16 protein-coding genes are annotated in these 25,534 nt (G+C 66.6%); 12 read left to right on the forward strand and 4 right to left on the reverse strand.

Annotation, left to right across the window (positions count from 1 at the left end; genetic code table 11):
• The first annotated feature begins 395 nt into the window (after window positions 1–395).
• From ABT095_RS20860 to ABT095_RS20875, 4 genes are all read left to right on the forward strand, one after another.
• A complete protein-coding gene (locus tag ABT095_RS20860) occupies window positions 396–1,145 on the forward strand; it encodes a LamG domain-containing protein (RefSeq protein WP_350530936.1) in 750 nt (249 codons plus the stop codon).
• Window positions 1,146–1,235: 90 nt separating this feature from the next.
• A complete protein-coding gene (locus ABT095_RS20865; protein WP_350530937.1) occupies window positions 1,236–1,898 on the forward strand; it encodes a ParB/RepB/Spo0J family partition protein in 663 nt (220 codons plus the stop codon).
• Window positions 1,895–3,337 (forward strand): ParB N-terminal domain-containing protein, encoded by a 1,443-nt coding sequence (locus ABT095_RS20870; protein WP_350530938.1) that lies wholly within the window; start codon window positions 1,895–1,897, stop codon window positions 3,335–3,337. Before ABT095_RS20865 ends, ABT095_RS20870 begins: the two co-directional genes overlap by 4 nt.
• A gap of 67 nt (window positions 3,338–3,404) precedes the next feature.
• Window positions 3,405–3,863 carry a hypothetical protein gene (locus ABT095_RS20875; RefSeq protein ID WP_350530939.1) on the forward strand — a complete coding sequence of 153 codons (459 nt, stop codon included), beginning with the start codon at window positions 3,405–3,407 and terminating at the stop codon, window positions 3,861–3,863.
• Between the two features lie 415 nt (window positions 3,864–4,278).
• Here ABT095_RS20875 and ABT095_RS20880 read toward each other — a convergent pair whose 3' ends face one another.
• On the reverse strand, window positions 4,279–4,908 hold the full coding sequence (locus ABT095_RS20880) for a hypothetical protein (protein WP_350530940.1): 630 nt from the start codon (window positions 4,906–4,908) through the stop codon (window positions 4,279–4,281).
• 297 nt (window positions 4,909–5,205) lie between these two features.
• On the opposite strand from ABT095_RS20880, the gene ABT095_RS20885 reads away from it, so the two are divergent.
• Both ABT095_RS20885 and ABT095_RS20890 read left to right on the forward strand, forming a co-directional pair.
• Window positions 5,206–5,391: a hypothetical protein gene (locus ABT095_RS20885; protein WP_350530941.1), complete on the forward strand. Its 186-nt coding sequence runs from the start codon at window positions 5,206–5,208 to the stop codon at window positions 5,389–5,391.
• A gap of 92 nt (window positions 5,392–5,483) precedes the next feature.
• On the forward strand, window positions 5,484–5,747 hold the full coding sequence (locus tag ABT095_RS20890) for a hypothetical protein (RefSeq protein WP_350530942.1): 264 nt from the start codon (window positions 5,484–5,486) through the stop codon (window positions 5,745–5,747).
• 385 nt (window positions 5,748–6,132) lie between these two features.
• Here the strand turns inward: ABT095_RS20890 and ABT095_RS20895 are convergent, their stop codons facing one another.
• Both ABT095_RS20895 and ABT095_RS20900 read right to left on the reverse strand, forming a co-directional pair.
• Window positions 6,133–6,633, reverse strand: a complete 501-nt coding sequence (locus ABT095_RS20895) for a WD40 repeat domain-containing protein (RefSeq protein ID WP_350530943.1) — start codon at window positions 6,631–6,633, stop codon at window positions 6,133–6,135.
• 619 nt (window positions 6,634–7,252) lie between these two features.
• Window positions 7,253–13,867: an RHS repeat domain-containing protein gene (locus ABT095_RS20900; protein ID WP_350530944.1), complete on the reverse strand. Its 6,615-nt coding sequence runs from the start codon at window positions 13,865–13,867 to the stop codon at window positions 7,253–7,255.
• A gap of 554 nt (window positions 13,868–14,421) precedes the next feature.
• Between ABT095_RS20900 and ABT095_RS20905 the strand changes: the two genes are divergently transcribed.
• Window positions 14,422–19,506 (forward strand): beta strand repeat-containing protein, encoded by a 5,085-nt coding sequence (locus ABT095_RS20905; protein WP_350530945.1) that lies wholly within the window; start codon window positions 14,422–14,424, stop codon window positions 19,504–19,506.
• Between the two features lie 566 nt (window positions 19,507–20,072).
• Here ABT095_RS20905 and ABT095_RS20910 read toward each other — a convergent pair.
• A complete protein-coding gene (locus tag ABT095_RS20910) occupies window positions 20,073–20,534 on the reverse strand; it encodes a hypothetical protein (protein ID WP_350530946.1) in 462 nt (153 codons plus the stop codon).
• Window positions 20,535–21,025: 491 nt separating this feature from the next.
• Here ABT095_RS20910 and ABT095_RS20915 point away from each other — a divergent pair, with 491 nt between their 5' ends.
• From ABT095_RS20915 to ABT095_RS20935, 5 genes are all read left to right on the forward strand, one after another.
• A complete protein-coding gene (locus tag ABT095_RS20915; protein WP_350530947.1) occupies window positions 21,026–21,853 on the forward strand; it encodes an HNH endonuclease in 828 nt (275 codons plus the stop codon).
• A 62-nt stretch (window positions 21,854–21,915) separates the two neighbouring features.
• Window positions 21,916–22,452 carry a hypothetical protein gene (locus ABT095_RS20920; protein ID WP_350530948.1) on the forward strand — a complete coding sequence of 179 codons (537 nt, stop codon included), beginning with the start codon at window positions 21,916–21,918 and terminating at the stop codon, window positions 22,450–22,452.
• Window positions 22,452–23,987: a terminase large subunit domain-containing protein gene (locus tag ABT095_RS20925; RefSeq protein WP_350530949.1), complete on the forward strand. Its 1,536-nt coding sequence runs from the start codon at window positions 22,452–22,454 to the stop codon at window positions 23,985–23,987. Before ABT095_RS20920 ends, ABT095_RS20925 begins: the two co-directional genes overlap by 1 nt.
• Before the next feature lie 85 nt (window positions 23,988–24,072).
• Window positions 24,073–24,678 carry a hypothetical protein gene (locus ABT095_RS20930; RefSeq protein WP_350530950.1) on the forward strand — a complete coding sequence of 202 codons (606 nt, stop codon included), beginning with the start codon at window positions 24,073–24,075 and terminating at the stop codon, window positions 24,676–24,678.
• Window positions 24,679–24,718: 40 nt separating this feature from the next.
• A complete protein-coding gene (locus ABT095_RS20935) occupies window positions 24,719–25,054 on the forward strand; it encodes a hypothetical protein (protein ID WP_350530951.1) in 336 nt (111 codons plus the stop codon).
• Window positions 25,055–25,534: the final 480 nt, after the last annotated feature.

Below are 25,534 nucleotides of genomic sequence, written 5' to 3' on the forward strand. Positions count from 1 at the left end.
GCCTTCCGCGCTAACGGTGGTCGGGCCGAGACTGTGCCGACGCGAAGTCTCGGTGCAGGAGTGGCAGCCCCACAGGGGTGCACCAGGGCGGCAAGGCAGCTTGTTGGTGGAGGAGTTCGACCAAGAGTCCTGCCGTAAGACCCCTGGGCCGGCTGCACCTCGTCGGTCGCGTCGGCGGCGATGAAGTTGAGCCATGAGCTCCATCCCCGGGTTGCCCTCCGGAGACAGCCTTGCCGGTGACCGAGTGTTATCTATCGATCACCAGATGTCAATTGACCAGTTCAGGTCTGATCTGGGTGGCCGGCGAAGGCGATGATCGGAATAGAGTGAGCGGGCCGGGGCGCGGGGAACGCCACCACATCAGAGGACTCCCCGTGCTACCGACGCTCAGCTCTGTGCCCGCAGCCTCGACCTACGACACCGTTGTTCTCGCAGACGCACCCGCCCTGTACCTGCCTCTCGGTGAGACCGGTACGAACTCCGAGACGGTCGGGCCCGGAGCTGTCACCTACTGGAACTCGCCCGGCACCGCGACCCTCCCCAACGGAGACACCGCCTCCCTCTTCAACGGCACCTCCCAGTACGTCGAAATCCCCGCCCAGGAGCAGCAGTCCGCTGCCACGACCGGCCAGCTCACCGTGGAAGCCTGGATCAGACCCGACAGCACCACCTTCCCGAAGGTCGAAGGCACGGGGTACGTCCACTGGCTCGGCAAGCTCACCTACGGCCCGGCCGGTGGCTGCGAATGGGCTGCCCGGATCTACTCCCAGGGCAACACCGAAGGGCGCGGAAACAGGATCTCCGGCTACGCCTTCAACCCCGCAGGCGGCCTTGGTGCCGGCTCCTACTTCCAGGACCCCGTGGTGCCCGGCCAGTGGATCCACTACGCCCTCGTCATCAACTCGAACTACAGCAGCGCGACTTACCCGGCAGGGTACGTGAGGATCTACAAGGACGGCGCCCTCCGCGACCAAGACAGCCTCGCGGACTACGGCATCGTCCCGACCCGCACGCCATCTCCAGTCCGCATCGGAACCGCCTCCCTGCGCTCCTACTTCCTCGGTGCCATCGGGAAGGTGGCGATCTACCCCCGAGAGCTGACCGCCAGCCAGATCCGGGCACACCACCAGGCCATGACCGAGTAGCCATGCGGCGGCGGCCCGGCCCAGTCGGGCCGCCATCGTCTAGGGTTGATCACCAGTAGGGCGCGGGGAATCGGCCTACCGAGGGACGACATGACGCAAGCGCCCGCCCGCATCCCCGAACTGCTCCTCCCGCTCGCGGTACCGGTCGCGGACCTCACGCCGTACCACCGCAACCCGCGCACCGGTGACCTCGCCGCGATCCGCGAGTCCCTCACCGTCCATGGCCAGTACCGGGCCATCGTCGTCAACCGCGGCACCCTCACCGGCCGGCCGGGCGAGATCCTCGCCGGAAACCACACCTTCAAGGCCGCACTCGAGCTCGGCTGGGAGCAGATCGCCGCCACCTGGATCGACGTGGACGACGATGCCGCCGACCGGATCGTCGTCGTGGACAACCGCACCAGCGACCTCGCCGGGTACGACAGTGCGCTGCTTGCCGACATCCTCGCCGGACTCCCCACCCTGGAGGGCACCGGCTACGACCAGGACGCCCTGGACGCCCTCTTGGACGACGTCGAACTCCCCGGCCTCCTTGAACTGACCAGCGACGGTGCGGGAACCGGCGAGCAGGCCACCGTGGACTACCTCCAGTGGGGCTACCTCCAGTGGTCCTCCACGCGCGTGCGGATCACCGCCGAGGAAGTCCAGGCCCTCACCGAGCTCCACGGCAAATTCATCGAGGACACCAACGGCGACCTCGGCTTCGGCTGGCACCTGCTCCAGCACGCCCACAAGCAGGCCGATGCCGCATGAGCAGCGCGCCCACCACCACCTTTCACGAGGCGTACCCGCTCGCCGAGCTGCGCCCCGCCGACTACAACCCGCGCCGTCTCAGCCCGGCCGCGTTCGAGCGGCTCCAGGCCAGCATCCGCCGCCACGGCATCGTCAAGCCGGTCATCCTCAACGCCAACGGCACCCTTGTCGCCGGCCACCAGCGGACCAAGGGCATGACCGCGCTCGGCATCACCCACACCCCCGCGGTGATGCTCGGCACCACCGTCCGCCTCCAGGACGAGATCAAGTTCAACCTCCTCCACAACAAGGTCGAGACCGAAGCGTCGATCGTCCACGCCGGGCCGGGAGAGATGGGTTGCTGGAGCTGGGTGCCGTGGCAGTCCATCCGGGTGGACGATCGCAAGAACGGGGCCTTCATCAACGCGATCGGCCAGATGTGCGCCGGCCACGGCCCATGGGGCTCCGTCGTCATGGACGACCAGGGCCGGATCATCCTCAACGCCGAGTACGCCGTCGTCGCCGCCGCACACCGCTTCGACCTGCTCGCCTGGACTGTCCCCTCGCCCGATGCCGCCCAACTCCACGCTGACCTCACCGGCGAGTACGGCGTCTACGACTGGACTGCCATTGAGGGCCAAGCCCCGGTGTGGAACCAGCACATCGTCCAGCCGAAGCGGCTGCGCCAGCGCACGTCCAAGGCCAAGAACACGCTCACCTACGGCTCCGAGACCTGGGAGAAGCTCGTCCTGCCCTGGCTCAAGCCCGAACAGCGAGTCATAGACTTCGGCGCCGGCCACGGCGACTACGCCAAGATGCTGCGCGGCAAGGGCTACTCCGTCCTCGACTACGAGCCCTACCGCACCGCCCCCGGGAAGTACGCGGTCGACATCCGCTCGGTCGTCAGCATGATCCGCGCCCTCCACAAGGAGCTGCGCGACGGCGGCCTCTTCGACGTGGTGGTCCTCGACTCCGTCATCAACGCGACCACCAGCCTCGACTACCAGCACTGGGTCCTCGCCACCGTCAACGCCCTGTGCTCCGCCGAAGGGACCGTGTGCCTCGGCACCCGCAGCCTCATCAAGGAGACACGGATGGAGAACGCCAACCGCGCGACCACCGGCGGCGCGATCAACATGTCCTTCCTCGACGACAACAACGTGGAGATGAACTTCGTCCAGGGCAAGTGGCAGAAGCTCCGCTTCCACACCCCCGACACCCTCGAGGCCCTGCTGGAGCCCTACTTCGAGCACGTGACCATCAGCGACGTCTCCGACTCCAACCTCAAGGCCGTCTGCAAGGGCCCCCGAGTACTCCCCGAATCCGACTACCGAAAGGCCCTCGAAGAGGAATTCAACATGCCCTATCCGAACGACTTCAGGCATGGGAAGCATTCGGAGATGGTGGAATTCCTGATAAAATTGACAATAGAGAGAAATTCTCTCAAGAATAGCGACTGACGAAATGGGGGCGGCTTTGGGGAGCCAAATTCGCGTCGAAATACTAGCCCGAGACGACTACGGCATCATGTGGCTCGCCGGCATCCGCAACATCGCACTCGATCAGCACTGCCTCCGAGCCTTCGGCCGCCCGGACCGCCCCGCAGTTCAAGCCCACACCAAACTCCAGACCATCCACCTGCCCACCGCCAACCCGCCCCTCGCCTGGTACCTCTGCGCCTTGCCCATCCCGTGGAACTGGAACGCCAACGCCCACCTGGCCTTCGAGCCCGCCCCCGGATACCACTGGGACGGGCCGGCGCTCGTCCCTGGCCTCGAAGTCAGGCTCCGAGGCGCCCGACCGATCACCGGCTGGGGCCCGCACAACATCCCCGCGACGGAACCCCGCAGGACCCTCAGGCGCTTCGCCACCTGCCGCAACTGGCAGTTCGCCTGGTGGCTCCGCCAACACCGCAACGCACCAGACGCCCCACCGGCGCCCACGCCGCAGCGAGACGGCGTACCCGGGCAGCTGAGGCTGATCTAACAGCGCCACACGGATGCGCCCGCAGGTAGGCGGGTGGGGGCCAGCAAACCGCTGGCCCCCACCCCTGCAACTACGGCCGACGGCTGGCCGGACCGCGCCGACCGCTCCGCCTCGGGACCGGCCGCTGGCCAACCGGGCGGGCGACGGTGACGGCCGACCGCGGGGCCACTCGCCGCTGACGCGACCGACGCAGCTCGCCCAGACGCCGCCCCGACTTCCGGGAGGCGATCCGCCGCGGCCTGCTGACCTCCCGGCTCGGCGCCAGGGTGCGGGAGCTGCGGCTCCGAGCCTGGACCATCAGGTCGGCGACCGTGGTGCCGAGACCCAAGACCTTCAGTCCGGCCTCGACGAGCTCCAAGTTGGTGAGAAAGTGCATTCGTCCTCCAAGTAACCGCTACTGGGAGGGGTGAAAGAATCAGGCAGCCAGGCTGAAACCGTGCCCGTGGAAGCCCACCCCGAAGCGACCGGCTGCACCGGGAACCCCGGGAGCCCGGGGAACCAGGGGAGCCGCTAGCCTCTCGGTGCCACAGACAGCTGCCCACATCGGGGGCCTGTACGACGGCTCTACCGTCGGCCGCCGCGTGGACCTCTGCCGCAGATTGATGAACAGCAGCAGGTACCTGAGCGTGTCCACCAGGCGATCCATGAGATCGGCTGCGACCTCGCCCTGAACGCCGTTGTCAGCACTGTTGATGACGGATGCCGGCGCTGGGGCCTGGCGGAAGCTGCGTCGGCGGGCTGCTTCGAGGCCGGTTCCAGAGGTGGCTTCATCGCTAGCGAGCAGGTCTGCTGCGAGCGCCGTGAGGACACTGTCGCCGAGGCTTGTTCGCCGCGACTTCCGCTGCGCGGTCGCCATGGAGAACTGGAGCACTTCGCGGCGTACGTCCGCTGTTGTCTCCAGCTCCATCACGCGGAGCATCCAGGCCAGCGCGTCCAAGACCCTAGCCATGCCGGTGGAGTTGTGGCCCGTCAGGACGGGAAGGTGGCTGAGGGGCGTGGCATCGACCAACGCCTTCAACTCGCGAAATCCCGACCGAAGCTTCATGCGGCCACGATAGATCGAGGCAACGGAGCTGGCCTAGGGGATCATAGAAGCGGCGCGGAGGCGCACGGAAGGATCTTCGCGCCCCATGGCTCGCCCCACCCGGGCGCAGCGCGCTGCCATCGCGCAGCGCCGCGCCGACGCCATCGAGCTCCAGCTGGCTGGGGTCGACTGGCTCACCATCGGCCGCAAGCTCGCAGCCGACCTGGTGCGGCCGGGCTGCCCGGCCTGTCCGTGGACGGCAAATCCCTGCGCGGCGCGGCCAGGGCAAGGGGCCGGAAGATCCACCTGCTTGCCGCGATGAAGCACACCACTGGCCTGGTGCTGGCCCAGCTCGACGTCTGCGAGAAGACCGGCGAGACCACCTGCTTCCACCCACTGTTGGACACCATCGCCGACCTGGCCGGGATGGTCGTTACCAGCGACGCACTGCACACCCAGCGCGTGCACGCCGACTACCTCCTCAGTCGCTGCGCAAGCAGCTGAAGTCCCTTCCCTGGAAAGACATCCCGCTCCAGGACCACACGCGCGGCAGCGGCCACGGCCGCGTCGAGATTCGCCGGGTCAAGGTCGCCACCGTGAACAACCTGCTCTTCCCCGGCGCCCGCCGGGCCGTCCAGATCAAGCGCCGCCGCACCGACAGCAAGACCGACAAGACCATCATTACCACCGTCTACGCGGTGACCAGCCTGACCGCCGGGCATGCGACCCCCGCCCAGCTCGCCTGGCTGATCCGGGACCACTGGAAGATCGAGGCCCTGCACCACGCCCGCGACACCACCTTCGCCGAAGACGCCTCCCAATTGCGGACCGGCAACGCTCCACACGCGATGGCGACCTGACACAACCTCGCGATGGGCGCCCTGCGGCTGGGCAACGTCAAGAACATCGCCGCCGGCCTCCACCGCAACGCACGCGACACCCGCCGACCCCTCACGTTCCTCGGCCTCGCGTAGTCACCATACGGACACCCGCCGACTACGCCGAAGCCCTGGCCATCCTGGAGGGTATTCGGGCCCCGGATTCGGCGAAATCGGCGGGCGTCCGTATGGCGATCAGGCGAGCCTAATGAGTTCGGAGAATGAGGTGGAGTTGCGGACCTAGCGTAAGGCCTTGATCGTCAGATTTCCCAATGGTCACGCTGGTGATCCAGTAGACAGTACTGACCGTGGCCCCACCCAACCGCGGAGCCCACCTCAACAGAAGCACTAATCGGACATCGCTCGACTATGCTGAGACCCTGCGGGGGCCACCAGTTCGCAGAATGTTAATATCACCATTCTGCTGGCCTGTGGCGAGCGCGTAGGACCCATCGGAAAGCATTGCCGTAGCAACTGAGACGCCTTCCAGGGAGTCATCAATAATCTCGCCTGTGTTGACGTCCCATTGTTGGACGATCCCGTCATCGCTTGAAGCGAGGAGGAGAGGTCCTTCGGGAGTGCTGATTGCAGCAATAGCAGGGGTCCCATTCCCTGTATTAATGGACCGTCCAACGGGCTCTCCAGTAGCTACGTCGAAGCACCGGATTTCCCCATAGGCTGTGCCGCAGGCTACAAGCAGCCTTCCATCTTCGAGCACGAGCGAGGTAAGCAGCATAGCCATGGAGTCGAGCTCGCAGAGCTTCCCTCCTACGGGGTCGCCTGTGGCAGCGTCCCAGCGGTGGACTGTTCCGTGTTCATCCCCAGAGAGAATTACAGAATTTCCCCCTGGAGGCGTAACCAGAAGCACCGATTGCACGGTACTGGAGTGCCCATGAATCGGCGCTCCGAATGCTTCGCCATTCAAGGCGGACCACCTGTAAATGGCACCATCAGCGCCAGCTCCCACGAGCAAGGGCAAGCCATTGCGCACGGGGGCGACAGATACGCCCCACATTGTCCTGGTAGTAAGCTCGGGCAAATCGGGAAGCCGGGTCCCTGTTTCTGCGTCCCAGCGAAAAATACCCTCCTGTGTAGCTGCGGCGAGCAAGGGCCGCTGGGAGTCAAAGGAGGCCGACGAGTGCGAGAGCGGGCCAACATTACTGTCGGAATATACTAGCGAGAGTTCACCGGTGTCGATGTTCCATCGGCGGATTCCGTCGCTTCCGCGGCCTCTTGATGAGATCAGAAAATGACCCTCGGCGGACTCGTAAAAGGACAATGGCCAGACCGGCCCGGTGTGAGCAGCGTTAATTCTGAGAGTATCGCCCGAAACCCTAATAGGTGTTGGCATGGACCGTCCTTATCTCTGCAGTTCCCAGCACTCTACCGCCTAACCCAAATCTTGTCCAAGAGGGCGACGGCTGAAAATGGCATGCCCGGACCTCGCGGTCCGGGCATGCCACGGTCAGGACGGTGCCTATTGCTAGCTAGCGGCTGGAGTCCTCGTCGTCCTCCCCCAGTCCCGCGCCGAAGCTAATTTCCATCCCGGCTTCAAGTGCCGACATTTCCGACGATTTCACATTCCTCATTTGTCTGTACTTCGCAACCGTTTCCTTAGTGACAACTTGCCCCTTCGGGGTCAAGGAGATTACATCTTCGCCCATCTTGATGTCCGGATCATTAACAAATTCCGTCAAGCTCTCCCCGCATTTCGGCCCGCAGGTGTAGTTGTTCAGAGTAAGGGCCTTGACTTTCGCGATATTGCCCTGGAGCCAGTCATTCTGCAGGTCCGGCCGCCCCCTGAACATCCTCGCTGCCGTTTCTGCATGATCTTCGGGCTTTTCTTGCTTGGGAAGCTCTCGCTGAATGACAGTGACGCCAAGGTCGCTGAGTTTGCTGACCAAGGCTTGGCCGTACTTGTCCATCCTGAAGCCCTGGTTCACAAATGCTACAGTTCGCGGAACAGATAGGCCATCCTCCCAATCGACGTCGACCTGGGATACGACCACCGTTTTAAATGTATTCCAGTAGCCCTGGTTGACATAGTCGTTAACTGCATCCAGTGCATTTCTGTAATTTATCTGACCGATGTCATCCAGTTGCTCCTGCGACAAGCTCCCCTTCTTGGGAAAGTAAAGCTTCGGGCTGTTGAGGCGAGTGATATTCCCTGTGTCCTGTTCGCCTTCCGGGTTCGAATTGGGGGTGATCGCTTCTTCTAGATCTTGTGCTGATCCACCCGCATATCCTGAATCTTGGTCTACTATCCGCAAGCCGCTCGGGTCGCTATGTACAACGGGATTGCTTCCAGCGTAGGAATATCCGCCGAGCTGGGTGCTATCGGAGGATTCGAATATGGGGTCGAGGCTGATGAAACGGCCGAGGGTGGAGTCGTAGTAGCGGGCTCCGATGTTGGTGAGGCCGGTGACGGTGTCGGTGGGCTTGTTGAGGAAGGTGCGGTTGTCGATCCAGGTGGAAGGTGCGGTGCCGCGTGGGTTGCCGTAGGGGTCGAACTGCCGCCAGGTGGGGGTTTGGGCGGTGGAGTCGAGGGTGAGGCTGCCGGTGCCGTGGCGGTCGTTGCCGAGTTCGAAGTTGTAGTTGGTGCCGGTGCCGGTTCGCGCGATGGTGGCGCCGCCGGGGGCGGAGTAGTAGCGCACGCCGGTGAGGGTGCCGCCTGTCGGGACACCGCCGGTGAGGGTGCTGCCCGTGAGGGTGATCTGTTCGCTGCCGAGGTAGAGCGTGGTGGTGGCGGGATCGATCTGGAGGAGCAGTCTGCCGTCGGCGTCGTAGATGTAGTTGGTGTTCTTGCTGGTGGTGGTGTTGGCGACCTGGGTGAGTTCGCCTTCGTTGTTCCAGGTCAGGTTCTGGTTGCCGGTGGGGGTGTTGCGTGTGTAGGTGTTGCCGGCGGTGTCGTAGGTGTAGCCGGTCGTGGCACCGGTGGTGCTGCTAGTGCCGGTGAGGGTGTTCGGCTGGGTGATGGAGTACGTGGAGGTGGTGACGTTGTCGGTGTTCGGCGCCGCCAGGGCGTGCTGGTTCTGGGTCTGGCGGTTGCCGATCGCGTCGAAGGTCCAGTCGGTCCAGTACGCGCCGCCGGTGATGCCGTCCCCAACCGTCGAGTGATTCGCCGCGGTGGGGGTGGCCGCACACTGGTCGGTGGCGGTCCAGGCGGTGGTGAGCCGGTCGAGCGCGTCGTAGGTGAAGCACTGGGTCTCGGCGTTGGCGGAGGACCCGAGGCGGGTTTCGGTCTGGCTCCTGGGGTTGCCGGCCAGGTCGTAGGTGTAGGCGGTGTCGTCGACAGTGGCCGGGGTCGTGCTGGAGCGGGTGACCAGCTGGTCCTTCAGAGCCCCGGTGTGGGGGTCGTAGGTGTTGGTGACGTTCGAGTACTTGGTGACGGAGGCGTCACCCAGCTGAGTCTGCGCGACCTGCCCGTAGGCGGTGTAGGTGGTGGCCTGGACGTAGCTGTAGACGGTGGTGCCGAGGCCGTAGGGGAGGCCGTCGTTGTTGTAGCTGTATACGACGGTCTCGGCGGGAAGTCCGCCGCCGAGCAGGTACCCGTCCGAGCCCAGCAGGCCGAGCGTGGTGCTGTAGCCGTGGGTGATCTTCCAGGTTTTGCCGAGTAGCGTGCCCTGTGCGGCGGAGGGGATGATTATCTGCTCGCCGAGGGACTTGCCGAACACGTTGAAGCCGACGGCCTGCTGCGTGTAGGGGTTGCCGTTGAAGTACGAGGTCGCGGTGGTGACGTGCCCGATCGGGTAGGTCACGGACGCGACCGCGTTGGCGTTGTCGTACACCCATGCAGCGGTCTGGTTGCCGGGCGCCGTGGCGGACGTCCAGGCGGCCTGCGCGGAGGTCGCTGCCGCGTAGCGGCCGGTCTTGCGGTTGAGTGCGTCGTAGGTGGTGGAGACGTAAGTGCCGCGGGAGTCCTGGGTCTGCAGGAGGTTACCGACCGCGTCGTAGGACATGGTGCTGGTGCCGGCGGTGGGGTCGGCCTTGGAGGTCACCTCCCTGGCGAGGTCGAACGTGCTGGTCCAGACATCGCCCTTGGCGTCGGTGGTGGTGGCCTGGTTGCCGTGGCCGTCGAAGCCGTAGGTGGTGGGGACGGTGGTGCCGCCTGTGAGGTAGAAGATTCCGGTGGTGGTGTTGGCTGGGGTGGTCAGGGTCGGCGCAGCGGAGTAGGCGTCGAGTTCGCTGGTGCGCCCGGCCGGGTCGGTCTTGGTTGTCTTGGTCACGCCGCCGGTGGGGGGGATGACGGTGGTGGCGTCGCCGTTGTAGACGCTGGTTGTGGTGGTGACGACCGAGCCGTACTGCTCGGACTGGTCGTAGATTGCCCGGCCGAGGCCGTCGTAGGTGTAGACGTCCTGGTTGGCGACCTTGCTGTCCGGGACGCCCATGAGGTCGAGGGTCGGGGTGGTGGCGGAGTCCCAGTAGTTGTTGTTCTTCTTGGCTGTCCAGCCGCGTGAGTCGTAGAGGGTGTCGTTGATCAGCCGTCCGCCCTGCGGCGTGTGGGTCTGGGTCTGCCGAGCCCGGCCGAGGGAGTCCTGGATGCTGACCGAGGTGAGGTAGCCGTTGTTGTCGTTGAGGGTGTTGGTCACCACGCCGGACACCCCGGAGTTGGACATGGTGTAGGTGTAGGTCTGGTTGGCCAGGCTGCTGGTCGGGCGCGAGCTCGCCCAGACCGAGGTCGGCCGGCCGAGGGCGTCGTACTGGGTGGTGGTCACCACGCCGTTGACGTCAGTGCTGGTCAGTACGAGGCCGCGCTCGGGGTCGAGGGTGGTGGAGGCGACGTGGGCGACGCCGCTAACCGTGGGCTGGGTGACGCTCTGGCCGGTCGTGAGGTAGGCCGTGTTGACGGTGTAGCCGGTGTTGGTGGTGTTGCCGTTGCCGTCTGTCGCCGAGGCGAGCCGGTGATAGGTGCTGTCGTAGGTGTTGCGGGTGCCGGTGCGCCAGGTGAAGGCGCCCGCGCTGTAGGTGGTGGCCTGGCGGGCCATCGTGACCAGGCCCATGGTGGGCGCGGTGGTCTGCGGGAACGTGGTGCTGAACGTGGCGTCGTCGTAGAACGTTTGGCTTGCAGAGACGACCTGGGCGGGCCGGCTCACACTGGCCGGCGCGCCGAGGGTGTTCAGTCCGTTCGGGACCGAGGCGACGGATCCTTCGGTGAACCCGGCGCAGGCCACCGAGTCAACCTCGGTGCCAGCGACGAGGCCGACCAGGTTTGAGCCGGTGTTCGCGGGTGCGTAGGTGGTGCTGGTGCACCGGTCGTAGGCGGTGTTGGCCGGTACGGTGTGCGCGTACGAGTAGAGCGGGAGGCCGAAGTTGGCATGCCCGGTGTTTGCGTCGTACGTCGTGTCGGTCTCGTTGTAACGCCAGGAGACCTGCCCGCCGTCTGTGAGCCGCTGCCGGCTCCACACCTCGGCGGTGCCCGTCATGGTGGCGGTCAGGTCGGGGAGTCCGGTGCGGGCGCGGGTCGCGGTGGCCGGTGAGATCCAGTACGAGGTGATGGTGCTGTGGTCGACTGCGCCGCCGTTGCCGAGGTAGGCGGTGGATTCGAGAATCTTGCCGGTGAGCTGGGGCGAGTCGGTGTGGGTCCCGTTCTGGGAGTCGCTCAGTCTCTTGGTGCGGGTCGAGGTGGGCGAGAGGTAGTCGCCGTCCATGCCCTGGTAGTAGGTGGTGACCTGGGCGGTCTTGGCGTCGGCCGCGCCGTTTCCGGTGGTGGTCGTCACCTGCCGGTAGCCGTGCCACTGCCCGTAGGTGCGGTACTTGGGCTGGACGAGTTCGTTGTCGTCATAGTGCCAGGCCGGATCAAGGTAGTCGTAGTCGGTCTCCTTCGCGAGCGAGCCTCCGGTTGTGTCGGTCTCGAGGACCTGCTGGACCGCCCACTTGTTGAACCAGTCCAGCATCGGGCCGGTGGCCTGCTTGGGGGTCCAGTACACGGGGAAGCAGGAGCCGGTGTTCGCCGACGGCGTGGCTGCGGTCGAACAGGCCTGCGGCACCTTGTACGTGACGCCGGTGGTCCCGCCGAGCTCGTTCTTGATCGCGGTGATCCGGTATCGGAACATCCCCGGGTAGACCGACGTGTCGACCCGGTTCTCCAGCGCCGAGCCGGCGAAGCTCACCGGGGGTGTCGGGATTGGGGCGGTGGAGCCGCCCGCGGTGGTGTCGTACCCGGTGTGCAGGACCGAGTCGAGCCACAGCGTCGCGCTGGTCTTCTTGTCCGTGACATCGGGCTCGGTGTGGGTGAACGCGTAGGAGTCCACGTTCACATAACCGCTCGACGCCACCGAGTACTGCTGCGTGGTGATGGCGCTCAGGCGGACGGTGGAGAAGAACGACGGCGCGAAACTGCTGCAGGTCGCTCCCTGCGCACAGATCAGGTCGAACGGCACGTCCGGGTAACTCGCCGCGTTCGAGGAGGTCTCCCCGCTGCCGCACGGGTTCGGCGAGACGCACCGCACGCCGGGGGTGTAGAGGACCTTGTCCGGCACGGTGCCGTACGGGCCTGTGGCGGTGGTGAACCCGTAGTCGATGTGGTTCAGGTAAGAGTCACGCACGTACTTGGGTGCCGAGGCGCCGTTGTTCGCGCCGTTGTTGGCACCGTAGTAGTTGGTGTCCTGCGTGTAGTAGTAGGACATCGCTGCGCCGGTGACGGTGGTGACGTAGTCGAGGTGCCACTGGTAGGCCATCGTGCAGTACGAGTTGGCTGGCGTCGCGTTGTAGCAGGGGTCGGTGGAGTGGGCGGCGTAAACCCGCTCGTAGTCCACCGAGTTGGTGACCGGCTTGCCGGAGGACCAGCCCGGGAGCTGGTTGCGCCCGAAGTAGTACGAGGTGCCGTTCCGCTCGGTGATCACCCAGTAGTCGGTGTTGTAAGTGCCGGACCCGTTGGACTGGTTGACGAGGTGGGAGACAGTGGCGCCGCTGTCGTCGGCGAGGCGGTATTTTCCGCTGGAGTCGTAGACGATGGAGGTGGAGGACCCGTTGAGTGACAGGCTCAGGAGCTGGCCGTCGTAGCATTCGTCGGAGGTGGTGACCGATCCGGCGCTGCCCTCGGGGCTGTCGGAGCAGGGAACGAAGTGCTGGGTGATGGCGGAGTTCTGGGTCTCCCAGCCGTCACCGACCCAGGAGGATTGGGCCTGTGTGTTTGACGTCTTCCCGTCCACGCTCCCCGAGTCGTAGGCCAGCGAGGCGTCCGGAGCCAGCGACGTGGACGCCCCGGGCACCTGGACCTTGTAGGAGTAGGTGAAGTCACCCGAGGAGCCGCTCTGGGACCATGAACCCGACGAGGAAACCCCGGTGGAGGCGTAGGTGCCGCCCGCGCCGCCCTCCTGCCCGGTGGAGTCGGTGGCCGCGATCACCGTGGCCGCACCGGAGGTCGAGGCGGCCTGGACCGCCGACGGTGCAGACCGGAGCGAGTCCGTGTAGACGGCCGGCACCGCCTTGGGCGACGCCATGCCTGTGGACGGGGAGGTGTCAGCAGCGTTGGTCACGCCCGTGGAGCCGACGGGTACCTCGGCGGACACGCTTCCGGCCTTGGGGTCGTTCACCGAGGCCAGCGGCGTCTGGACTCGGCACTTCGCCAGCTCCGGCGTCGTCAGAGCGCAGGCCGGCAGTTGCACCAAGTGGAGCCGGGAGGCGTAGTTGCCGCCGATCGCCTGGCTGAACGCGCCGTAGTCCAGGCCGACGCGGACACTACCCTGTTGCTGGGCGGAGGCGGTGTTGTCGGCCAGTGACCACACCACGCCGGAGATCCCGAGCTTCGTGGCGAGGTCATGGGACTTGACCGATACCCCCAGAGTGGTTGGCCTGGCGTAGGAGCCCTTGGGGGAGGCGACGGCCTGCGCCCAGACTGGGGTGCCCGGGGCGGCTGTCTTGGCCCCGGTGGCGGAGCCCTTCGGCGCTGCCAGATCCAGGCTGGCGGTTGCCTCGGCTGGCCACGCGGTTTTGCTCGGGGTGAAGGACCCGTTGGTGGCGGTGGATGTCTTCACCTGCGTGTGCGGCACGCGGGTCAGGCCGGTCACTGCCTTGCCGAGGTCGACCTTGACGTGGGCTGGTGTCGTCCAGTTCGGCGGCACGGCGTTCGCCGTCGTGCTGAACGCCATGGTGGTGCCCACGCACCACGCCACTGCTGCAGCTATCGCCTTTATGCCGCTTATACGTGGCCTCGGGTAGTTTTGCGACCGAGGCCACCCATATTTTTCTGCCTGTTGATCCGGTATCACTTCGCGCCCTTCTGTCCAGGTTTCAGCGTTATGGGACCTGCGTGCACCGGAAGTTCCCGGGAGCATGTCGCGCGAGATCAGCTGATCCTCCGATCCGCGCGTAGTGATACCAGAGGGCGTGGAGCGGAGTAAATATTCGGCGGGAGAGTTGCTGCGCTTAACGGTACTAATCGCCGTAAAAGCAGACATGGCGGGCTACTTAGTGGATATCACGGACTGCTTAGTAGAAGCTTTTTTCCTTCGGGCAAGGTACGGTTCCCCTGGCCTGTTCAGCGCCGGTCACCTGGGCCTTGTCTGCCATCCCCGTGGGCTACTCCTGACGTGTCGCCAACAGTGCTGATCAGCGGGATAGTTCGTGGAATTTTCCAGGCTTCCTTTGTTGTCCAGGGCGTGGACGGAGCGTGCAGGCTGCCCGCATCTTTCGACCTGGGAAGTAGAGCCAGCACATGAGATCCCGCCCGACCGTCCTCAGTCCGCGGCCCAGAAGGCTGGCCGTACGCGCGGCCGCTCTGGCGGTCACCACAGCACTCCTCGCGCCTGCTGCCGCGCTCGCGAGCACGCCGCAGCAGGGCCGGACGGCGGCAGCCCCGACTACCGCGAGTTCGTCACTGGGTATCGGTCCGGACGAGGCGCTCGCGCAGGCCAAGGCCTCGGGCAAGCCCGTCCAGGCCACCGCCGCCACCACCGACTCCTCCACGCTGACGGCTAACCCCAACGGCACCCTGACCCTAAGTCAGAACACCGCTCCGGTCCGCAAGCGCGTCCACGGGCAGTGGCAGGACCTGGACACCACCTTGGTCCGCAACGCGGACGGCACGATCTCGCCGAAGGTCACGACCACCGCCCTGGCCCTCTCAGGCGGCGGGAGCGGAAAGCCTCTGGCGCAGATGAAGGCCGCAGACGGCGCCCTGGCCGTTTCCCTCCCTGCGGCATTCACCCTCCCCGCCCCCGCCCTGGCGGGTGACACGGCGACTTACAGCGACGTTCTTCCCGGCGTGGACCTCACGGTCGCCGCCCAAGCCACCGGCGGGTTCAGCGAGGTCCTGGTCGTCAAGGACGCCACCGCGGCCGCGAACCCCGCCCTCGCCGAGCTCAAGCTGACGACCCAGGCCACCGGTGTCACCGTCGCGACCGACGCCGCCGGCAACGTCACCGCGAAGAACAAGGCCGGGCGCGCACTGTTCTCCGCACCGGCCCCGACGATGTGGGACTCCACGCCGGCCCCGAGCGGCACGGCGACGGTGGCCGAGCCGAAGACCGGCCGACTGCTCGAGGCCCACACCGGCGCCCCCGTGGCCTCCAGCACCGCGCAGCGCGGCGTCGCGGCCCATGCGGCCGGTCTGAAGGCCGCCTACCGTGACGGTGCGATCAGCCTGACCCCGGACAGTGGTGTTCTTCGGGGGAAGGGCATCGTCTACCCGGTCTACATCGACCCCACCTTCACCCCCTCTGGCCAGCAGGACGCCCTTCAGGCGTGGACGTATGTGGCTGACGAGTGGCCCGACACCGCGTACTGGGGGCAGTCGCCGGACTCCAAGGGCCACGGCCCGCAGTTCGTCGGGTACACGGACTGGACGGCCGACCACTTCACCGCGCGGTCCTTTTTTCAGACCGGTGTCAACGCCAGTGTGTGGAACGCCAGTGTCATCTCCTCGAACATCTCGTTCTGGGAGAACTGGTCGGCGTCATGCACGGGCACGGACGTCACCCTGTACTCGACCGGGTCCATCAGCGACCAGACCACCTGGCACAACCAGCCGTCCTGGGACACCAACCTGGGGACCGCCACTGCGGCTCACGGCTACCCCGGCTGCGCGGCGGACGCGGTCGGCTTCAACATCACGTCGCTGATGCAGAAGGCCGCCAGCCAGCACTGGTCCAGCGCCACGTTCGGCCTCCAGGCCGCGAACGAGAGCGACGACCTGGGGTGGAAGAAGTTCTCCAACTCCGCCACCATCACCACCACGTTCGACCACACGCCGACCACTCCCGCCGCCGCGGGCCTGACCACGAACCCGCCCACCGACTGCACCGCCGGCAGCCCCACGGTCCTGGGCAAGAACGACATCACCCTGCGCGCGCCGGTCTCCGACCCCGACGGCACCATCAGCCCGCTCACGGCCCAGTTCGTGCTGAAGAACATGGCCAGCGGTGCCACCTACCCGCAGAACATCAACTCCACCAGCGGCACGACCGCCAGTGCCTTCTACTCGCACACCAGCACCTCGGGCCCGTTCCAGGCACTGACCGCCAAGACTCAGTTCGCCTGGTACGTCAGCGTCAGTGACCAGTACCTGACCAGCAGCCCGTCCGCGACGTGCCACTTCTACTACGACCCCACCGTCCCGGGCGCGCCCACGGTCGCCCCGGTCACCACCGGCACCAGCTCGTGCCCCGACCTTGGCACGAGCAACGCGTCGAACCCGCTGTGCGTCGTCGGCACCTCGGCCGGCTTCACGATCACTGACACCAACACCACCACCGGCTCCCCCGCGAGCTACCTCTACCAGCTCAACGACGGGGCCCCCGTCAGCGTCCTGGCTTCGACCACCAGCCCCTACACGGCCACGATCTCCCTCAAGCCCACCCGGCAGACCAACTCGCTGGTCGTCACCGCCGTCTCCGCCGGCAGCAACATCGGCGACAGCTTCGTCTACCGGTTCCTCGCCTCCGCTCCCGCCACCGCCACCGGCGACGACATGACCGGGGACGGCAAGGCCGACCTCCTCACCGTCGGCGGGAAGAACAGGCTGCCCGCCGGACTCTGGCTCGCCAACGGCACCGGGACCGGCCAGCTCAACAACGCCGGGACCAACCAGGCCAACGCCATCGCCGCCAACATCGGCATCAACGGCAACGGGGTCGCCACGACCCAGACCCCGGGTTCCTTCACCGGCACCCAGGCCATCACCGGCCACTTCTTCACCGGCAACGGCTTCAACGACGTACTCGACTACACCTTTGACCAGGCCGCCGGATACGCCAGCGCGGAAATCCTGCGCGGCCAGGGCGACGGAAGCACCCTGAACCCCGTCGACGCTCTCCCTGTCTTCGACGCCACCGGCACCTTCAGCCTCAGCAACGGGGCGTCCACGCCACGATCCTTCGCCACCTCCATCGCCACCGGCGGCAGTCTGTACAACACCGTCAACAGCAGCGCCACCACCGGCTATCCCGACCTGCTCCTGGTCATGGGCGGCAAGCTCTACCTCGAGGCAGCCACCAAGGTAACGGCCCACTACACGGGCGCGGGCCAGGCCACCGATCTGGCCGACTACAACCCGTACTGCCTCGCCCAGAACGCGGCCAACAGCAACACCTTGTGCTCCACGGACTGGAGCGGCTGGACCATCACCAGCACCCTGGTCAGCGGGCTGCCCGCGATCTTCGCCCGTGACACCAACCCCACCTCGGCCTCGGCCGGACAGCTCTGGTACCTCAACAGCGCCAGCCTGAACACGCTGGCGTCCGACGCCATGGGCGGAAATACCGACACCGCGTTGGCCAGCGGGTTCAAGTCCGCCGCATCGGGCTGGGACGCGAGCAGCGTCCCGGTCCTGCAGGCCGCCGACATCAACAACGACGGCAACCCCGACCTGTTCACCGTCAGCAGTTCCGGAGCGGTCACGCCCTACATTGCTGACGCCACCGGGAACCTGACCCCCAAGACGGCACAGACCCTCACCACCGCGGCTCACAACTGGCCGCTCAACGACTACAGCACCACCAGCCACACCGCTGCCGACACCACCTCCGGCAGCCCTCTGGCTCTTACCGGTACCAGCGGTGTCATCGCGTCCAGCGGAGGGATGTTCACCTCCGATGTCACCCTGGGTGGCGGGAACTACCTGCAGGCCAGCGGAAAGGCTCTCGACCTGACCAACAGCTTCACGGTCTCCGCCTGGGCGTTTCCCACCACCTACGGCGGCACCGTGCTCTCCCAGGACGGGTCCGCCAACTCCGGGATCCTGATCACCCCCACCAGCGCCGGCTGGCAGTTCAGCCTCAACACCGGCTCCGGCACCGCCGCGACCTTCGACACCATCACCGCCGGAACCGTCCAGCTCGGCTCCTGGGCGCACCTGACGGCGACCTACGACAAGACCACCGCCGTGATGAGCCTGTACGTCGACGACATCTTCGTCTACCAGATCTCCCACGCCGCCCCGAGCACCGGCGCCACCAGCTACTTCCAGATCGGTGACGACTTCAAGTCCGGCACGCGCGGCGACTACTTCACCGGCCGGATCGCGAACGTCCAGACCTGGACGGGTGCGGCCCTGCCTCCGGCGCGCCCGTACACCCCCGCCTCGTACCACCAGGCCATCACCCCCACCCGGATCCTCGACACCCGTAACAGCGGCAGCATCGGGTACACCGACGGCACCGCCACCGCGGGCACCAGCACCGTTCACGGCGGCTCGGTCACCAGCCTGCGGATCGCCGGCGACACCGTCACCCCCTCCACCAGCGGCGCCCCCAACCACATCCCGGACAGCGTCACCGCCGTGGCTATCGACGTGACCGTCGCCAACGAGACCGGCTACGGGTACGTCACCGCCTACGCCGATGGCACCCAGCGGCCGCTGACCTCGTCGACCAACTTCGCACCGAACACCCCCGCCACCGGCTACCAGATCGTCCCCGTCGGCAACGACGGCAAGATCGACCTGTTCACCCACGGCTACGGGACCGACACGGTCGCCCTCGTCGTCGACATCACCGGCTACTTCACCAGCGACTCCACGCTGACGGGCAACCAGACCTACACCCCGCTGACGACCGCCACCCGGACCCTGGACACCCGCTCCAGCACCGCCAACACCAGCCTCACCAGCACCGGGACCGTCCCCGCGGGCACGTCCTTCACGCTGAAGGTCGCCGGCGTCAACAACGTCCCGGCCAACGCCACCGCGGTCGCGGTCAACCTCACCGCAGCGGGTGAGAGCGGCAACGGCTACCTCCAGGCCTACGCCACCGGCGCCGCCCCCACCACGATGACCAGCCTCACCTACAACACCACCAGCGCGCTGGCCTCCATGTCCGCGGACACGCCCATCGGCACCGGCGGCACCATCACCATCGCCAACTACCTCAGCAGCACCGCGATCCTGGTCGACATCGCCGGCTACTACACCACCGACAACACCGGCCAGGCCTACCACGCCGTCAACCCGGTCCGCCTCGTCGACACCCGCAACGGCACCGGCACCGGCAAGGCCGCCGCCCCCCTCACCAGCGCCCAGACGTGGACCATGCCCAACACCGACACCCAGCAGGTCACCACCGCCGCCACCCCCACGCTGGCGACCGTCCTGACCGTCACCAACACCGGCTCCCCCGGCTACCTCACCGCCTACCCCACCGGAGGCGCCGTCCCCACCGCCTCCAACCTCAACTGGAACACCGGCAACACCCTCGCCAACCTCGCCCTCACACCCACCAACACCAACGGCCAGATCAACTTCTACAACTTCGCCTATGGCACCACCGACCTCGTCATCGACTGCAGCGGCTACTTCTCCAAGTGACCGATCTGCAGCCGAACCTGGGCACGTGAGGGCCGAAAAGGACCGGCGGGCTAGTCCGCGAGGCGGCCCCCAGATGAAGCGCCGTTGAAGCCGGGCACGAGCTCAGACTCCTGCCCGGCTTCAACGGCTCTCTTCCGACTACCAATCCGTCAGCTGCCTGGCAGCTTCAGCCCGCCTGCGGAGGGGTGGGGGCCAGCCGACCGATGGCCCCCACTACTGCGCTTACGGCCGACGCCTGGCCGGACCACGCTGGCGGCTACGCCTCGGAATCGGCCGCTGGCTAACCGGCGGGACGACGTTCCCGGCCATGAGCGCCATAACCCGCCGCTGGCGCGACCGGCGCAGCTCGCACAGACGTCGCCCCGACTTCCGGGACGCGATCCGCCGCGGCCTGCTGGCCGCCCGGCTCGGCGCCAGGGTGCGGGAGCTGCGGCTCCGACCCTGGACGATCAGGTCGGCGACCGCCGTGCCGAGACCCACGAGCTTCAGCCCAGCCTCGAAGAGCTCCAAGTCGCTGAGAAAGTGCATTTGTCCTCCAAGTAGGAATCACTGGGAGGGTGTAGAGATCAGGCGGCCAGGCTCAACCAATGCCCATGGAAGCCCACCCCGAAGCTCCCGGCCACCATTGCGGTTCCGGGTGCTCGGGGAATCAGGGGGCGACTGAGCCTGGTAATCCCGCAAGCGATCGCCAGGGGCTGCGGAAAGCTGGTGGATGCGGGTAGCGCCGACTCTTCCGTCAGCGGCTGCTGGAGCGAACGGAGTGAGACGGCGAGCAAGTAGCCGGACTCCAGCCTCCTGAGGGAGCTGAAGAACCCGGACTGGTAGATGCTCTGACCCGGCTGATAAGGGTCGATGATGATGCCGTATTGCCGCGTGGCAGTGACCTTCAGGAGGTCATGAAGGAAGTCCCCGGAGCCATCGGCAAGCATCGACAACCGGGAACTTGCCCGCGATTCGCCGTCCACGGACGCGAGCTGATTGGCACTCAGGGCGAGCTTGATCACTCTGGTGAACTGGCGTGCGCTCAACTGTGCTGCCCTCGGCTGCCCTGTGTGGCGCTCCGACTGCTGGATGTGTCCTTGGACCCAGAACTCGTGCCAGATCTCACCGAGTGCCGCATCCCACTCAGACTCACTGCTTCCACGACGCGTGGATTCAGCGAAGCAGGGAATTCCGCCGTCCAGGTTGGTCCATGGCTTTTCGAGCTCGTCGGCGGGCCACCCAAGAGCGTCCTGGACGAAGCGGGCGGTGTACTTGCGGCCCTCCCGCGCGACAGAGCGAAATGCGGAGACTGCACCTGCAAGGGCTGAAGCGGAGCCGGGGGATGGTGTCCCGAGAAGCGCACTGCGAGCCCGGGGAAGCTCAACTCCCCAGGCCAGTCGGCGCAAACCGCATCGAGGCCCCATCACAGCCCCAAGTCTAGTCCCCGATCCGTGGCCTTGAGGCGGAATACCGTACGCACTGGCCCATGCGAGATCATGTAGGCGGTGCGGGGCGCACGGAAGGATCTTCGCGCCCCATGGCCCGCCCTACTCGGGCGCAGCGTGCTGCCATCGCGCAGCGCCGCCCCGACGCCATCGAGCTCCAGCTGGCCGGGGTCGACTGGCTCACCATCGGCCGCAAGCTCGCCGCCGATCCGAGGATCAACTCCGACCGGATCGCCTACCCGCAGGGCTACAGCGCCGGTGACCAACGATTCGGTCGGGGGACTGTCAGTGGTCGCCGCAACAATGCGGCCATGTGGCTCCTCGATCGCACAACGCTACCAACGTGGGTTCGACAAGCTGTACTTAGCGCAAACGGGGGCTGGTGCACGTACTGCGAGCTGGGCGAGGCGGAGGCCGTCGACCATGTCGTTCCCGTTGACAAGGGAGGTCGCGACGACATCTACAACTTGGTTCCCGCATGCGAAAGCTGCAACAGCAGCAAGAAGAACCGGACGCTCCGGGAGTGGCAGAGAGCTATCGAGCGTCGGCCGGCATACTCCTTCTCCTTCGGTGCTCGGCGCGAGTACCACTTCCCTGACTACGTCGCGAACCTCACCCTTGAAGGCATCGAGCGTCACGTAGCGAAAGTTCAGCAAGAGGTGATCGAGCTATGCGCCGCGTACCAGTCAGACGCTGCCAGAAAGCTTCTTGACGACCTAAATCGGCTCGTCACGCGCCTTGGTCACCTCAACCCTGAACAGCGAAAACTCCTGTGCGAAGAAGCGCAGTTGCGCCTCGCGAGTCACGAGGCCGTGCTCTCGGGAACGGCCAAGGATCGTCGCACCCACCTCCGCGAAGCATCGGACCGGCAGTTTTGGCTGCGGCTCCGGTTCGAAGGACATACTGCGCAGGCGGACTGACACTTGCCGCGGTGGGATTATGTAGGTCGGCGCGGGGGCGTACCTGACGGAGGACCCGCGCCATGGCTCGCCCTACTCGGGCGCAGCGTGCTGCCATCGCGCAGCGCCGCGCCGACGCCATCGAGCTCCAGCTGGCCGGGGTCGACTGGCTCACCATCGGCCGCAAGCTCGCCGCCGATCCGAGGATCAACTCCGACCGGATCGCCTACCCGCAGGGCTACGGCGCCGACCTCTACGCCAAGGGCAAGGAGCCGCCGGACGATGCCGCGCTGATCCGCTACGCCTGCAAGGACGTTCAGCTCGCCCTTCAGGAGCGGCACACCGAGCTTGGCGTCTCCGTCGACCAGCTCCGCGTCCTCCACCACATGCGCCTGGAGCGCCTCTTCTTCATCGCGTTCCGACGGGCCGTCAAGGACGGTGACCTGCCTGCGATCGACCGCGCCGTGCGCATTCTGGAGCGCGACGCCCGCCTCCTCGGCATAGACGAGCCGACCCGCACCGAGCTGTCCGGGCCGGACGAGGGGCCGATCACCGTGGAGGCCGTCACCGCCGCCGAGTTGGCGCAGTTGATCGCCGCCACCGAGGGCGAGGCCACCTGATGCCGGCCCCCGCCGAACTCCTCGACCAGTACCGGGCGCTGCCCGCCGACCGCCGCCGGACCATCGCCGCGCAAGCCTCACCGCAGCTGCGCGCCGAACTCGCCCAGGTCGAGAAGGACATGGCGATGCGCCGCTCGCCGGGCTCTCTCGCCGCGGTCCTCACCTCCAGACGCGAGATGCAGGCCGAGCACCTGGCGCTCATCGACGACGCCTTCGCCCGGATCGCCGCCGGCGAGTCCATCCGGCTGCTCCTCACCATGCCGCCGCGCCACGGCAAGAGCCGACGCGCAGCTCGCTGGGCGCCGCTGTGGTACCTGCTCCAACGGCCGGACCACCGCGTGATGATCGCCTCCTACTCGGCCGAGCTGGCCGACGACCACGGCCGGTGGATCCGCGACGCCATCACCACGTGGGGCGAGCAGATCGGCATCGCCCTCCACCCCGGCTCGAAGGCGGCGAACCGCTTCGACATCCTCGGCCACGAGGGCGGCCTGGTGTGCGCCGGCGTCGGCGGCGGCCTCACCGGCAAGGGCGCCCACCTCGCCGTGGTGGACGACCCGATCAAGGACGACGCCGAAGCCCAGTCGCCAACGATGCGGAAGCGCCTGTGGGAGTGGTGGCAGTCCGTCCTCCTCACCCGCATCGAGCCCGGCGGCTCCGTCATCGTCATCCAGACCCGGTGGAGCGAAGACGACCTCGCCGGACGCATCCTCGCCAGCGAGACCGCCGACGACTGGATCATCATCGACCTCCCGGCGATCGCCGACGCCCCGGACGACGCGCTCGGCCGAGCAGTCGGCGAACCGCTCTGGCCCGCCCGATACGGCAAGAAGGCCCTCGCCAAGATCCGTCGGGCCGTCGGCGAGCGCGTCTGGTGGAGCCTCTACCAGCAGAAACCGAGGCCCCAGGAAGGCGGCGTCTGGCAGCGCGCCTGGATCGACCAACACCGCATCACCGCCGTCACGTTCGGCGGCCTCGACATGGCGCGGATCATCGTCGCCGTCGACCCCGCCGGCGGCGAGAGTCTGGTCGGCGACGAGACCGGCGTCGTCGGCGTTGCCCTCGGATACGACGACCACCTGTACGTCCTGGACGACCGCTCCGCGAACATGGGCGCCAACGACTGGGGCATCACCGCGTGCCGCCTCGCCATGGAGCTGAAGGCCGACGCGATCGTGGTCGAGTCCAACTACGGCGGGGACATGGCGAGGCAGATCGTCACCCAGGCATGGGACCAACTCGCCCGCGACGGTGAGACCAGGGGCCTGCTGATGCCGATGATCCTCGAAGTCACCGCCAAGGTCGGCAAGCGGTTGCGCGCCGAGCCGATCGCCCAGCTGTACGAGCAGGGCCGAGTCCACCACGTCGGCCACTACGAGCAGCTCGAAGGACAGATGGTCACCTGGGTCGCCGGCATGGACTCCCCAGACCGCATGGACGCCGCTGTGCACGGTCTGACCGAGCTCGCGGACCCCGACCAGCTCGCCATGCTGCCGAACGGTATGGACGACGGACGGCTCGACGGCCGCCGGTAGCTCGTAATCGCCACAATAGGGTTACCGCCACCTGGGTGGCCGATCCGGAGATGCCAGGGTCTGTTGAGCGCGCGACACTGCCGTCGTGAGCAACTGGAGCCCAGGCATCTTCGTCCTTGCGGGTGCTGGCGTCGGCGCAGCGACCAGCATCGGTACAACGTGGCTGGCCCGGGTGCACGAGCGGAGGCAATCGATCGCGAATGAAGAGCGCGAAGCCGTTCGCCAGCTCCTGAGTATTTGGTGGGATGTCGAGGTCCATGCCCGGCTCATCCCCGACACGATGGCCCAGGTCCTGAACTGGTGGGGCGACGGAGACTCCGACGACTGGAATACCCGGCTGCAGGACATCCTTGGCCCCGCAGCCGCGCCCGTTGAGGCCCTGCGGGACAGCTCCCGAAGGGAGGCGATCCGAGAACAGATCGACGTGGTTGCCGACTGGCCGACGCCATTGCACTACCATCGCACGAATCCGTATGGCTTGATCATCCGCGTTGCTGACCATGCCAGGGCCAGCTTGGGCGCCTACCTGCGGCAAGAGCCAGCTCCTCCAGCGCCAAGGGTGGTTCAGGATGCCCGCGAGGCCCGCGGTCTACGCCGCGAGGAGCACAAGATGCAGGTTAAAGAAGACGAGAAGCAGCAGCGGGAGTCTGCTGCAGAGCGCCAGCGGAAGCGGGACGCAAACGGGATCTGACCCGTGCGGGGTCGGACGCCGCCTGCTAGCGTCGCTGATCATGAAGCTGAAGGGGGCGCGGCTGATTGCCGTGGAGCTGGCGTGCGCAGCCGTAGTGGTCGGGGGGATCGTCGCGGTGGCAACCTCGGGGGAGACCACGAAGCCGCCCGAGCCGAAGATCGGCAGCCCGGAGTGGACGCAGCAGTACGAGGCGAAGCAGAAGCGGTCGATGGACGCCGGGCGGTTCGCTCAGGCAATGATCGCTGGGCGCGGACAGGAGCGGTCCCACGTGCTGTGCGCCATCGAGTGGGGCAAGCTCAGCCCGGAGCGGAGGGCCGAGCTCGACGAGAACGCCTTCGGCGCTGGCTGCGAGTTCCAGGTGCCGACCGCTGGGTGACCGGCCGGGCGTCCCTGTTCCACCTGTCGTGGCTGCTGGCCGGCCAGGTTGCTCAACTCTATGAGTCTGCGCAGGGTTGATGCCCTCGCGTCGGCCGGGCGCCGCAAGATAAAAGGTCACCACATTTGGGTTGCGGATTCTCCGTACCTTAAGGCGAACCTCAAGGTACGGTTGCTGATGTGCCGTTGGCTATCAGCTTGATAGCAAATGGGTATCAGGCCGGGTGACGGCCAACTTGGGTCAGGCCGCCACCCGTTCCGCCGGTCTGCGGAAGGCCGAGGTGATCAGCTGCTGTGAGCCGTGAGCAAGACCCGCAGTGCAGCTGCGAACTGCACGAGCAGGACTGCGGTCTTCAGCTGCCGATTGCCTCGGTCTGACAGCGATATGAAGTTCCACCCTGCGGCTGGACACCTGGAGACTGGGACATGTGAGCCCGGAGGAAGCAGTTTCAGGTGGGAAGCAAGAGCAACATGAGTAAGC

It is taken from the genome of Kitasatospora sp. NPDC002227 (assembly GCF_040296285.1).
Classification (GTDB): Bacteria; Actinomycetota; Actinomycetes; order Streptomycetales; family Streptomycetaceae; genus Kitasatospora.